The following is a 13,056-nucleotide window of genomic DNA, read 5'->3' as shown; positions in this document are numbered from 1 at the left end:
GTAGCCGCTGCCGACCTGTTCGCCGCCGATCAGCGCCCAGCTGCCGCCGTACTGGCCAGCGGTAATGAGCGAGCCGCCAGAAGTCAGCTGCGGCCCCAATGATCTATCATGCGGGGGCAGCAGATAGACGTTGGCGACCTGCGTCAGGGCCGTCGACCCAGCCGCTTCGATCACCGTCGTGTGCGCAATCGAGCCATCGCCATTGAGGTCCTGATGGAAGCCGGGCTCGAGCGACCGCAATCCGGCACTTGCCCCCGACAGTACCCCGCTCTGCGAGAGCCAGTTGCCGTCGCCGTCCACGGTCCAGACGACGTACTGATCGGCGCCCGACAGCTTCCAGGCCACTTGATAGCCGTCGCCCAGCGGCTCGGCGGCGATCGGCAGCCACGCCCGGGACGCGCTGGCCGCGATGGGCGTGTCCTCGTACATGATCTGAGGTCCCGTCGATGCTCCCACCGGATGAAGAGAGTAGCCGCCTGCGATCTCGACCAGCGCTGTCGCCCCCTGCGCCTCGATTTCCGCCGCCAGCAGGCCCGTCACGGCGACGTTCGGGCCGACCACGACATTGCCGCCGCCTGCGATGGCCAGCGTTCCCTGGCCCTGCAGGTTGGCCAGCACTGTCGTATCCGCCCCCGGGCCGTAATATTCGTTGCCGACGCCGGTCAGCTCGATCTTGTCGCCCGACAGGTAGCCGCCGATCGCCGTCGGCTGTCGGCCGTAGGTCGCGAAGGTGTCGCCGGCGAAGCTGGCGGAACCCAGCACGATCGCGCCGCTGCCCAGGTTGTTCTCGAAGCCGCTCGCGCGCACCGAGGTGATGCCCGCGGGCGCCATGAGGCCGGGCCCGTCATTGTCGACGAAGTAGGCGCCGCTGACGCTGAGATCGCGCGCGCCGTTGTCGAGGATCAGGCCGGCAACGCCGTTCTTGCGCACGCCGCCGCCTCCCCACTCGAGCGCGCTCACCTCGCCGCCGCCGGCACTGTTGGCGAAGCGGGCGCCGCCCGCCGCGTCGTCGTGCATCCAGGAATTGAACACCGTGCCCTGCGAGGCATTGCCCAGGACGTCGAGCCCGATCCCGCCGACATGTTCGATATTGACGTTGCTGATCGTCCAGTCGTGGAGCGAGCGGTCGGCGCCGTCGGCTACGATCTTGATGCCGTCGCCCTCCTGGCCGTTGCCCAGGATCGAGAAGTTGGAGAGCGTGAGCCCGCCGAAATCCGCGCCGGGAGCGACGATGATCTCGATGACCGGCGCGCCGTTTGCGATCTGCGAGATAATCTTGGCGCCGCCGAGATCGATGCCGACCGGCCCCTGGCTCGAGCGGGTGACGTTGATGACGATCGGCGTGGTGACGGTGTAGGTCGCGTCCGTGAGATGGGCGACGTAGCCATCCGCGATCGCGGCCCGCAGCGCGCTCTCCACGGTGCCCGTTCCGGTGCTGCTGGGCTTGGCGGCTGTGGTCGCGGCGGTGATGGCGGCAAGCGTGGGCAGCGCCACGCCCGCCGTGCCCGTCGTCACGTGGGCCATGTCCCCGCCCGTCGCGTTGGGCACGAGGTTCGGCCCGGTGACGACCTTGCCGTCGTTGCCGGTCATGAACAGGACGCCACTGCCCTGCAGGTCGGCCAAGGCGCTGCCACTGTTGCCCACGAGGGTCGCCGTGCCGGCGAGGAAACCGTCGATGCCGACGGTCTGCCGCCCCGAGGTCGAGAAGACGTTGTCGGTGAAGTTGCCGTAGTTCTGGAAGTCGATGCCGGCGCCGCCATTGTTCTCGAACGTGCTGTTGCCGACCGCGGTGATGCCCGACAGGGCGCTGATGCCGGCGCCGCCGTTGTTTGCGAACCGGGCGCGCTCGACGCCGAGGTCGCGCGCGCCGTTATCGAGCACGATGCCGGCATCGCCATTGTCCTGGGCGCCGCCGCCGAACCAGCGCAGCGCGCTCGCCACGCCGCCATTCGCGCTGTGGGAGAAGTACGCGCCGCCCAGCGCGTTGTTGTTCATCCACGAATCAGAGACCAGCCCCTCGAACGCGCTGCCCACGACAGAGAGGCCGTATCCACCGACGCCATGGACGGCGACGTCGCTGATGGTCCAGTTGTAGGCCCAGCGGTCATTGCCGTCGGCGATGATTTCTATGCCGTTGCCGTCGCTGCCGGTGCCCTGCAGCGTGAAGTTCGACAGCGTCAGGTAACGGAAATCCACGCCCGGACCGACGACGATCTGGATCAAGGGAGAACCGTCAGTGACCTGCGAGACCAGGGTGGCGCCGCCGCCGTCGATGCCCAGCGCCCCCTGGACGGTGCTGTCGACGTAAATGACGATGGGCGAGCTGATCGTGTAGGTCTGATCCGTCAGGTGGGCGACATACCCGCCGTGGATCGCCGCGGAGAGGATGTCGCCGAACTCCGTACCCGTACTCATGGACTACCCGCGCGCTTTGACCTCCTTCTCCCTAACCTCTTCCTGTTAAGGGTCGCCATGGCCGCGCTGTGACCATGGCATGACCCTACTTCGCGGCCACGGGCGCGCCTTGCAGCAATTCCCCCAGCGGTTGCTTGTAGAACTTCGCCATGCCGGTCGTGCCGTGGCCGCGCGTCTCCTCGCTGGCCGGGATCAGGAACAGGCGGGCGTTCTTGATCTGCTTCAGCGCAGTCTCGGTGAGTCCGGTCTCCGGCGGATTGCGCTCGTCGTCGGCGGCGTTGACGACCAGCACGGCCGCCTTGATGCGCGCCAGGCCGGGCGACGGATCGTAATCGCCCGACGATTCCCACTGATAGAGGTGGTCGTTGGCGTCGGCGTTGGTCAGCGCGGCCAACCGTTGGTCCAGAAGCTTATCGGCGGCTTCACGCGTCGGCGCCATCTTCTGGTGAGCGAGCGTGCCGCCATTGGTGGCGATGTTGTAAAACACCACGGCCGTGCGGAAGGCCTTCGGCTGGTTCGTGTAGTTGCCGTCCTTCCAGTCGGGATCGTTGCGGATGGAATCGATGATCAGGCGGCGCAGCATCCAGTTGCGGCTGGCCATCGCCGTCGGCTGCGAGGCCATCGGCGCCAGCGCATCCATGAAGTCGGGATATTTTACGCCCCACACCCAGGTGTGCATGCCGCCCATCGAGTTGCCGATCACCAGGCGCAGATGGTTGATGCCCAGCCCCTCCTTCACCAGCCGGTACTGGGCGTCGACCATGTCGGCGTAGTTGTACTTGGGGAACTTGGCCTTGAGACCATCCGACGGCTTGGAGGATTTCCCGTGGCCGATCGAGTCGGGGATGATGATGTAGTACTCGGCGGCGTCGAGCGGCTGGCCGGCGCCGAACAGCTCGCCGGCGAAGGTGGGCGTCAGCATGCTGGCCGCGGAACCGGTGGTGCCGTGCAGGACGAGCACCGGCTGCCCCGACGGCTCGCCGATGGTGGTGTAGGCGAGCTTCAGCTCGGGCATGACCTCGCCGGTGTGGAACTTGAAGTCGCGGGCGATCCATTCGCCGGTCTTCGGCGCCGGATAGTCGGCAGCGACCACCGGCACGGCGAACAACGCCAGCACCAACGCGACGAGCACGCGCTTCATGGGGAACCTCCCTGACTTTCGTTGGGAGGAGCTTAGATCATTTTGGGAGCGCGGGCCTCCGGCCCGCTCATGATCAAGAGGCGGGCCAGAGGCCCGCGCTCCCGTATGATGTCCCCGGCTAACGAGCGCCGCGGACCAGTCGGCCGGGCAGAGCGCCGGTGAAGGCGCCGTCGCCGTAGGTGATCTCGCCGCTGACGATGGTGGCGCGGTAGCCCTCGGCCTTCTGCTCCAGGCGGCGGCCGCCGCCGGGCAGGTTGTGTACCGGATGCGGCGCGGCGACGCGCAAATGGTCGAGGTCGATCAGGTTGATGTCGGCCTTGTAGCCCGCCGCCAGGCGGCCGCGGTCACCCAGGCCGACGGTGCGGGCCGGTACGTCGGTGAGCTGCTGCACCGTCCAGGCGAGCGGCCAGCGTTCGCCCTTGCGGTCGCGCGTCCAGTAGGTCAGCGCGTGCGTGGGATAGCTCGCATCGCAGATCAGGCCGTAATGCGCGCCGCCGTCGCCCAGCGCCATCACGGTGTTCTCGTGCCGCAGCATGCTCGCCATGTTGGCGTCGGAGCAATCGGTGTAGTTGGCGCCGGGATGGAACAGGATGGTGCGGCCATCGCCCGACACCAGGAGGTCGTAGGCAAGCTCCAGCGGCGTGACGCCCAGCGCGGCCGCCCGTGCGTCCAGCCGCTCATTGGCGGGAGGCGTGTAGTTCGGCGGATCGCCCAGCACGAACATGTTGGCGACGCTGCGCATGAAGGCCAGCATGTTGGGATTGCTGTAGACCGGCTCCTCCTTCAGCAGCAGCACGCGCATTGCGGGATCGCGCAGCCGTGCCAGCTTCTGCTCGAGCGGCAGGCCCTCGATCGCGCGATAGCTGGGGCAAGTCGAGAAGGGATGGAACGACAGCTCCAGCCCGTAGAGGATCGCCACCGGCCGCGCCGCGACCTGGCCCTTGATCGGCAGGCCATCGCGATTGGCGCGCTCGACCTCTTCCAGAAGCGTCTTCCAACGGCCGGGATAGAGCGAGATGTCGAGCAGGGTGAAGGACAGCGGCCGCCCCGAGATCTCGACCAGGCGGCGCAGCATGGCGAACTCGGTCGAGCCTTCGGGTGTGGCATCCTGGAAGTCGTCCAGGAGCTGGATCACGCCTTTGCCCACGCGGCGCATGCCGCGGGCGATCGCCGCCAGCTCCTCTTCGGCGGCGGTGATGGTGGGCGTGAGCGCACCGTCGGACGAGCGATGGAACAGCGAGCGCGAGGTGGTGAAGCCGAGCGCGCCGGCCAAAAGCCCCTCCTCCACCAGCGAGGCCATGGCCGCCATGTCGGCCGTCGTCGCGGGCTCGCGGTCGACGCCACGGCGGCCCATCACGAAGACTCGCAACGGCGCATGCGGCACCTGGGTGGCGAAGTCGATGTCGCATTGGCGCTGCGCCAGCGCGTCGAGATAGTCGGGGAAGCTCTGCCAGTTCCACGGCACGCCCTGGCGCATCACCAGCTCGGGGATGTCCTCCACCCCTTCCATGACCTTCATCAGCGTGTCGCGGTCCTGCGGCCGGCAGGGCGCGAAGCCCACGCCGCAATTGCCCATCACCACGGTGGTGACGCCATGGCCCGAGGACGGCACGAAGCGCTGGTCCCAGGTCGCCTGACCGTCATAGTGGGTGTGGATGTCGACGAAGCCCGGCGTGACGGCGAGGCCCTTGGCGTCGATCTCCTCTCGGCCGGTACCGGTGACATTGCCCACGGCGGCGATGCGGCCGTCCCGCACGGCGACGTCGGCTTCCCGTGCCGGAGCGCCCGTGCCGTCGAGCACGGTGCCATTGCGTACGACCAAGTCGAATTGAGCGGCCAAGGCATCTCTCCTTCAGCAGACGATGCGGCGCAGTCCAGCGAAACTGCCACCGGCAAACCAGTCCCGCAAGCCGGCGATCCTCTATAAGATTTCCGGCGAATGGCAAAGGTCGCATCATGAAATTGGGCCGCTTCGAGATCGGCGTCGACATCGGCGGCACGTTCACCGACATCGTCTGCCGCGAGCGCGGCGGCGCGCTGCATGTCCTGAAAGTGCCGACGACCCGCGACGATCCCAGCCAGGCGGTCATCAAGTCGATCGCCGAGCTTGCCGAGCGCTGGGGCGTCGACGCCGACGGCATCGGGCGCTTCGCGCACGGCACGACGGTCGCCACCAATGCGGTGCTGGAGCGCAAGGGCGCGCGCATCGGCGTGCTCACCACCGCGGGGTTTCGCGACGTGCTGGAGATCGGCCGGCAACTGCGCACCGACGTCTATCGCGTCATCCTCGATCCCCAGGCCCCGGTGTTCCTGGCGCCGCGCCGCTACCGGCGGGAGATCCCCGAACGCCTGGATGCCTCCGGAACGGTTTTGACGGCGCTCGACGAGGCTGCCGTCGTGAAAGCGGCGGACGAGCTGGTGCAGGAAGGCGTGGAGGCGCTCGCGATCTCCTTTCTGTTCTCGTTCCGCAATCCGGTGCATGAACGCCGCGCCGCCGAGCTTATACGCAAGCGCCATCCCGCGCTGGCGCTGTCGCTCTCCCATGAGGTCGATCCGGCCTTCCGCGAATACGAGCGCACCGTCATCACCGCCTTCGACGCCTACCTGAAACCCCGGGTCGACACCTATCTGGCGCGCCTCGGGAAGGGCCTCGCCAAGGCCGGCATCGATGCCCCCTTGCAGGTCATGCAGTCGCGCGGCGGGCTCGCCATTGCCGAGGTCGCGCGCCAGCGGCCGGTCCGCCTGTTCCTGTCCGGTCCGGCGGCCGGGGTGATCGGCGGGCAGATCGTCGGCGCATCGGCGGCGACCGACGACCTGATCACGATCGATGTCGGCGGCACCTCGGCCGACATCGCGCTGATCAGCCGGCGCAAGCCGATGCTGCGCTCCGAGGGCGTGATCGGCGGCTATGCCGTGCGCGTGGCGATGGTCGATGTGACCACGCTCGGCGCGGGCGGCGGCAGCATCGCCCACCTCGACGCCTCGGGCGGACTGCGCGTCGGCCCGCACTCGGCCGGCTCCGAGCCTGGCCCTGCCTGCTACGGCCGCGGCGGCGAGAATGCAACGGTGACGGACGCCTCCGTGGTGCTGGGCTACCTCGACCCCGACTTCTTTGCCGGCGGCCGGCTGCGGCTCGAGCCGGCCAAGGCAACCGAGGCGATCGACACCAAAGTGGCGAAGCAGCTCAACATGACGACGGCGGAGGCGGCGCTCGGCATCCATCGTGTGCTCAACGCCCAGATGGCCGAAGGCATCCGCCTGGTCTCGGTGCGGCAGGGCATCGATCCGCGCACCTACGCCCTCGTGCCCCTGGGCGGCGCCGGCGGCATCCATGCCACGGCCTTGGCGCGCGAGCTCGGCATCCGCCGCATCATCGTGCCTCGCCTACCCGGCGTGCTGTCGGCCGCCGGCCTGCTGGCGGCGCCGATCGAGCATGAGATCACGGCCGAGTTCGCCACGCCGATCGCCACATTCGATCTCGCCGCCCTGCGCGAAAAGCTCGGCGAGATCGACCGGCGGGCGGCCGCGCTGATGGCTGCCGAGAAGGCGGACGCCGACAAGGTCACCATCAGCTACTTCGCCGACGTCTGCTACATCGGCCAGTCGTACAATCTCGAGATACCGCTCCACCCCGACGATGCCGACCCGGCGGGCCGCCTCTATCGCGATTTCCTCGAAGCGCATGACCGCATCTACGGCCACAGCGTCGAGATTCCGGCCAAGATCGTAGGCGTGCGCACAGTCCATCGCGCCGGCGGCAGCGAAATCCTCGACGAAATGCGGTTTGCCGCCTCCGGCGGCCCGACGGAAATCGGCCAGCGCAAGATCATGGTGGCAGGCGAGCCCGGGTTCGTGAGCGCCACCGTCTACGATCGCAACGCCCTGCCTGAGGGTTTTTCGTTCGCAGGCCCCGCGATCATCCAGCAGTCCGACACGACGACCCTGGTCGAGCCGGGCTGGTCCTGTATGGTGGATGGCGCCGGCAACTTGATCGTCACGCGGCAAGAGGGATGACCGACATGGCCGAAACGAACGGCAAAGGTGGACTCGACCCGATCACCGTCGAGGTGGTGCGCAACAAGCTGGAAGGCATCGCCAACGAGATGCAGCAGACCTTGCTGCGCTCGTCCTTCTCGCCGATCGTCAAGGAGGGCCTGGACGCTTCCTCGAGCCTGTTCACCATACGCGGCGAGACGCTGGCCCAGTCGATCGCGATCCCGATCCATCTCGCCACGCTCATTCCCGTCGTCCAGAAGATGCTGGAGGTCTTTCCGCTCACCGCGATGCGGCCGGGCGACGTCTATTGCATGAACGATCCCTATCTCGGCGGCACCCACCTACCCGACATCGCCCTGGTCCAGCCGATCTTCTTCAACGACCGGCCGATCGCCATCTCCGCCACCATGACCCACCACCAGGATGTCGGCGGCATGTCGCCGGGGTCGATCCCGACCCGCGCCACCGAGATCTTCCAGGAGGGCCTGCGCCTGCCGCCGCTGAAGTTCCGCGACGCCGGCCAATACAACGAGACGCTGGTCGCCATCATCCGCCAGAACGTGCGCATTCCCGACGCCGTCATGGGCGATCTCAACGCCCAGCTCGCGGCTTGCAACGTCGGCGCCCGCCGCATCGCCGCGCTTGCCGCCGATCTCGGCGACAATCATGCGCTGGCGATCTTCGACGAGTTGCTGGACCGCTCCGAGATCCTGACGCGCACGGCGCTCAAGACCATTCCGGCGGGCACATACCGTTACGTCGATCACAGCGACAATGACGGCATCGATCTCGACAAAGGCATCCGCATCGAGGTCGCGGTGACGGTGAAGGACGGCACCTTCCACTGCGACTTCACCGGCTCCTCGCCACAGGTGCGCGGGCCGTTCAACTGCGTGCCGTCGGGCTCGCTGGCCGCCGCCTGCTACGCCGTGCGCGCCGTGACCGACCCTGAGATCCCGACCAACGCCGGCTGCTTCCGGCCGATCACGCTGGAGCTGCCCAAGGGCAGCGTCGTCAATCCGCTCGAGCCCGCGCCCGTGAACTCGCGCACGGCGACGATCAAGCGCATCACCGGCTGCATCCTGGGCGCGCTGAAGGAGGTGCTGCCCGAGCGTGTGCCGGCCGACAGTTCGGGCGAGCTGGTGGTGCTGGCCTTCGGCGGCCGCCACGAAGGCAAGCCCTACGTCACCGGCGAGCTCATAGCCGGCGGCAGCGGCGCGGGTCCGCACTCCGACGGCGTCGACGTCATCGAGACCGACGTTACCAACTGCATGAACCTGCCGGTCGAAGCCATGGAGATGGACGTGCCGATCCGCGTCCATCGGCTCGCCCTGCGCCAGGACTCGGGCGGCGCCGGGCGGCATCGCGGCGGCCTCGGCGTGGTCAAGGAGTACGAGATCCTCGATGGCGAGGTCGCATTCACCTATCGCGGCGAACGTCATTTCTATGCCCCCCAGGGGGCGCTGGGCGGCGGCGAGGGCGCCAAGGCGCACGCGGTCATCCATCGGGCCGACGGTCGCGAGGAAGTCATCCCGTCCAAGATGATGACGACTCTGGTGCGCGGCGATCGCATCGTCATCGAGACGGCGGGCGGCGGCGGCAACGGAGTCCCGGCTACGCGCGATCCCGCGGCCGTGGCGATCGACATCGCCGACGGCAAGGTCAGCACGGCTGAGGTGCACGACAAGTATGCTCGCCGGTAGGGGATGCCGGCGATAAGGTCTCGTCATGAACGAGACCGATCTCTGCTTTAACCCCGCGACCGAGCTGGCCGACGCCATCCGCGCCAAGAAACTATCGTCTGTCGAAATCACTTCGGCGGTCCTGAATCGCATCCAAAGACTCGAGCCGAAGCTCAACGCCTTCGCCTATCTCGCTGCTGAAGAAGCAATGGACGCGGCACAGGCGGCCGACCGCGCGCTGGCCACTGGCGGGCCGATCGGGCCGCTGCACGGCGTGCCTGTCACGATCAAGGACCACGAGGCAGTGCGCGGCATGCAGACCGAGTACGGCACTTACCTGCGGCGCGGCGAGGTCGCGACAGCCGACAACGCCATGGTCGCCCGCCTGCGCGGTGCGGGCGCCGTCATCCTCGGCAAGACGACGACGCCGGAGTTCGGCTGGATGGGCGTCAGCAACAGCCCGCTGACCGGCATCACGCACAATCCCTGGAAGCACGGCATGAATGCCGGCGCCTCGTCGGCCGGAGCCGGCGTCGGCGCGGCGGCGGGCTACGGGCCGTTGCACCAGGGCAGCGACGGCGCGGGGTCGATCCGCATGCCGGCGCATTTCAGCGGCGTGTTCGGGCTGAAGCCGACCTATGGCCGCGTGCCGCAGTCGCCGGTGGCGGCGAGCGACCACACGGTGCATCTCGGGCCGCTCACCCGCACGGTCGGCGACGCCGCATTGATGCTGCGCACCATGGCGGGGCCGCATCCGGACGATCACACCAGCCTGGAGGCCCTGCCCGCCGACTATCCGCGCCATCTGCAGCGGCGGCCGCGCGCACCGCGCCTCGCCTACAGCCCCGACCTCGACCATGCCCGCGTCGATCCGGAGGTGGCCGACTTGGTCGCCCAGGCGGTGACTACCTTCGAGAAGGACCTGGGCTGGTGCGTCGAGCAGGTGAAGACGCCGTGGGGACCGAAGGGCCCGGAGCTCGCCCGCTTCTTCTGGCCGGCGCATTTCACGCGCCATGCCGAGAGGATCCCGGAGTTCCGCGACCGCATGGATCCGGGCTTCGTCGCCTGCATCGAGGCCGGCGCGAAGATCACCATGGCCGAGTACCAGAAGACGCGGCTGGTGAAGTACGCTTACTGCGCCGAGATCAGCCACTTCTTCGACGACTGGGACTTCCTGCTGACGCCCGCCGTATCGGTCGCGGCCTTCCCGGCCGAGCTGCTGCAGCCCAGGCATTGGCCGCAGCATCCCTGGGACTGGCTGTCGTGGGCGGAGTTCTCCTACCCCTTCAACCTGTCGCAGAACCCGGCGGCGTCGGTGCCTTGCGGCTTCACCAAGGACGGATTGCCGGTCGGCCTGCAGATCGTCGGCCGTCGGTTCGACGATCTCGGTGTGCTGCAGATGTCGGCAGCTTTCGAGATGGCGCGGCCGTGGGCGCACAGGCGCCCGCCGATCGACTGAGATATCGTTCGCAGCGCCGCCACAGACAGACGGTCATCGTCGACGTGAACGACGCGCAATCCGTTGATTGCGCCGATGGCACATGAATTGCACCGACATGTGCAGCTTATCGAAGGTTGTTGCCTCGGCACGTCGCGGCAATTCTCTCTCGCCGTCAACGCGCCCCAACGGGAGATCACAATGCGTGATTTGACGCGACGGCTGCTCGCCCGACGCAGCGTGGTCACCGGCGCCTTGGCTGCCAGCGTCGTGCCTGAAATGCTGGCGGCGCGGCCGACTAACGCGCAGACGCCGAAGAAGGGCGGCACGCTGAACACCATCCTGACGCCCGAGCCGCCCGTCCTGGTGCTGGGCGTGAACAACCAGGGCCCGACCGCGCTCGCCGCCAGCAAGCTGTACCAGGGCCTGTGCGAGTACTCCTTCGACCTGCAGCCGATGCCCAAGCTCGCCAAGAGCTGGTCGCTGTCGGAGGACAAGAAGACCTACACCTTCCGCCTGCAGGAGAACGTGAAGTTTCACGACGGCCACCCGATGACGGCGGACGACGTGATCTTCTCGATCACCAAGTTCCACATGGAGCTCTCACCGCGCGCCCGGCCGATCTTCGCCACCATCAAGGAGGCGAAGGCACCCGATCCGCTCACCGTCGTGCTGACGCTCGACAGGCCGTTCGAGCCGTTCATGCTGATGTTCGATGTTACCGCCTGCGCCATCGTGCCCAAGCACATCTATGACGGCACCGAATACCGCACCAATCCGGCGAACCAGAAGCCGATCGGCACCGGTCCGTTCCAGTTCGTCGAGTGGCAGCGCGGCAACTTCATCCGCATGAAGCGCTTCGACGACTACTGGGCGCCGGGCCAACCCTACCTCGACGAGATCATCTACCGCATCATCCCCGACAGCCAGAGTCGGGCACTGGCGCTGCAGACGGGCCAGGTGCAGCTCACCCAAGCCAACGACATCGAGCCGTTCGACGTGCCGCGCTTTCGCGCCATGCCCAATCTCGAGGTCCAGCTCAAAGGCTGGGAATACGCCTCGCAGCTCTCGTGGATCGAGATCAACCACCGGGTCAAGCCGCTCGGCGACGTGCGCGTACGCCAGGCGATCAACCTCGCGATCGATCGCAATTTCATCCGCGACCGGCTGTGGTTCGGCATCGGTAAGGTGGCGACCGGCCCGATCGCCTCGACCACGAAGTTCTATGATCCGGCCGTCGCGAAGCTGCCCGGTCCCGACCCGAAGGCCGCCATGCAGCTCCTCGATGCGGCCGGGTTGAAACCCGATGCCAAGGGCGTGCGGTTCACCATCAAGCACCTGGCGCTGCCCTATGGCGAGGTCTGGACGCGGCTGTCGGAGTATTTCCGCACCGCCTTGCGCCAGGTCGGCATCGAGGTCGTGCTGGAGACCACGGATGCCGGCGCCTGGGCCCGCCGCATCGGCGACTGGGACTACGAGACCAGCGTCAACTTCCTCTCGCAGTACGGCGATCCGACCCTGGGGGTGGAGCGCAGCTACGTCTCGACCAACATCAAGAAGGTCACCTTCACCAACACCGGCGGCTACGAGAACCCCAGGGTCGACGAGCTGTTCAAGACGGCGCGCGAATCGGGCGACCCGGCGATTCGGCAACAGGCCTTCAGCGCGGTGCAAAAGATCCTGTGCGAGGAGCTGCCGCAGATCTGGCTGATGGAGCTCGCCTGGCCCACCATCCATGACAAGAAGCTGCGCAACGTGATCGGCACCGCGATGGGGCCGAACGCCTCGTTCGACAACGTCTTCCTGGCATGATGCGCGGCTGATATGGGCGGCGCGCGGCTCGGCCGCTTCCTCGCCCAGCGGGTGGCCAAGATGGTGCTGATGGTGTTCGCCATCATCGTCACCAATTTCCTGCTGGTCCATGCCGCGCCCGGCGATCCGGCGAGCGTCATGGCCGGCGAAGCGGGTGCGGCCGACCCGCAGTTCCTCGCCCAGCTGCGCAAGCAGTTCGGCCTCGATCAGCCACTGTCGACCCAACTCTGGATCTATGTCAGCCACGTGGCGCAAGGCGATCTCGGCATCTCCTACCGCCAACAGCGTCCGGTGGCAGGGCTGATCCTGGAGCGGCTGTCGGCAACGTTGCTGCTGACCGGGACCGCCTTCGTGCTGGCGATCATCGGGGGCATCACCCTCGGTGCTCTCGCCGCCCGCCGCGTCGGACACACGTCTGACAGCCTGATCACCGTGCTGGCACTCGGCTTCTACGCGACGCCGACCTTCTGGGTCGGCCTGATGCTGGTGCTGGTGTTCAGCGTATGGCTGGACTGGCTGCCGAGCTTCGGCATGAAGACGGTCGGCGCCGACCTCACCGGCGGCGCCGCCCT

General features: G+C 67.6%; 8 protein-coding genes. 5 read left to right on the top strand and 3 right to left on the bottom strand.

What is annotated here, in order from left to right; all coding sequences use genetic code 11:
• The 3 genes from RSO01_RS17590 to RSO01_RS17580 all read right to left on the bottom strand — a co-directional run.
• Positions 1-2,415, bottom strand: a 2,415-nt coding sequence (locus RSO01_RS17590) for a right-handed parallel beta-helix repeat-containing protein (RefSeq protein WP_373867925.1), incomplete at its 3' end; no start/stop codon positions are given.
• Between the two features lie 85 nt (positions 2,416-2,500).
• Positions 2,501-3,556: an alpha/beta fold hydrolase gene (locus RSO01_RS17585; RefSeq protein ID WP_147150426.1), complete on the bottom strand. Its 1,056-nt coding sequence runs from the start codon at positions 3,554-3,556 to the stop codon at positions 2,501-2,503.
• Between the two features lie 118 nt (positions 3,557-3,674).
• On the bottom strand, positions 3,675-5,396 hold the full coding sequence (locus RSO01_RS17580; protein ID WP_147150425.1) for an N-acyl-D-amino-acid deacylase family protein: 1,722 nt from the start codon (positions 5,394-5,396) through the stop codon (positions 3,675-3,677).
• A gap of 116 nt (positions 5,397-5,512) precedes the next feature.
• Here RSO01_RS17580 and RSO01_RS17575 point away from each other — a divergent pair, with 116 nt between their 5' ends.
• The 5 genes from RSO01_RS17575 to RSO01_RS17555 all read left to right on the top strand — a co-directional run.
• Complete coding sequence (locus tag RSO01_RS17575; protein ID WP_147150424.1) at positions 5,513-7,570, top strand: hydantoinase/oxoprolinase family protein; 2,058 nt, start codon at positions 5,513-5,515, stop codon at positions 7,568-7,570.
• A 5-nt stretch (positions 7,571-7,575) separates the two neighbouring features.
• Positions 7,576-9,255 carry a hydantoinase B/oxoprolinase family protein gene (locus tag RSO01_RS17570; RefSeq protein WP_170303148.1) on the top strand — a complete coding sequence of 560 codons (1,680 nt, stop codon included), beginning with the start codon at positions 7,576-7,578 and terminating at the stop codon, positions 9,253-9,255.
• Between the two features lie 25 nt (positions 9,256-9,280).
• The gene (locus tag RSO01_RS17565; protein WP_147150422.1) at positions 9,281-10,693 is read left to right on the top strand and encodes an amidase; all 1,413 of its coding nucleotides are present in this window, start codon (positions 9,281-9,283) and stop codon (positions 10,691-10,693) included.
• 180 nt (positions 10,694-10,873) lie between these two features.
• A complete protein-coding gene (locus RSO01_RS17560; RefSeq protein WP_147150421.1) occupies positions 10,874-12,484 on the top strand; it encodes an ABC transporter substrate-binding protein in 1,611 nt (536 codons plus the stop codon).
• A 12-nt stretch (positions 12,485-12,496) separates the two neighbouring features.
• The coding region (locus RSO01_RS17555) for an ABC transporter permease (RefSeq protein WP_147150420.1) at positions 12,497-13,056 on the top strand (560 nt) is incomplete at its 3' end.

The organism is Reyranella soli (assembly GCF_007992495.1).
In the GTDB taxonomy this organism is placed as follows: Bacteria; Pseudomonadota; Alphaproteobacteria; order Reyranellales; family Reyranellaceae; genus Reyranella; species Reyranella soli.
Note: the sequence above shows the minus strand (reverse complement) of the source record. Positions and strands in the feature narration are given on the sequence as shown.

Coding starts and splice junctions, on each gene's coding strand:
- RSO01_RS17585 (WP_147150426.1), bottom strand. CDS start 3,556: ATGAAGCGCGTGCTCGTCGCGTTGGTGCTGGCGTTGTTCGCCGTGCCG.
- RSO01_RS17575 (WP_147150424.1), top strand. CDS start 5,513: ATGAAATTGGGCCGCTTCGAGATCGGCGTCGACATCGGCGGCACGTTC.
- RSO01_RS17570 (WP_170303148.1), top strand. CDS start 7,576: ATGGCCGAAACGAACGGCAAAGGTGGACTCGACCCGATCACCGTCGAG.
- RSO01_RS17565 (WP_147150422.1), top strand. CDS start 9,281: ATGAACGAGACCGATCTCTGCTTTAACCCCGCGACCGAGCTGGCCGAC.
- RSO01_RS17560 (WP_147150421.1), top strand. CDS start 10,874: ATGCGTGATTTGACGCGACGGCTGCTCGCCCGACGCAGCGTGGTCACC.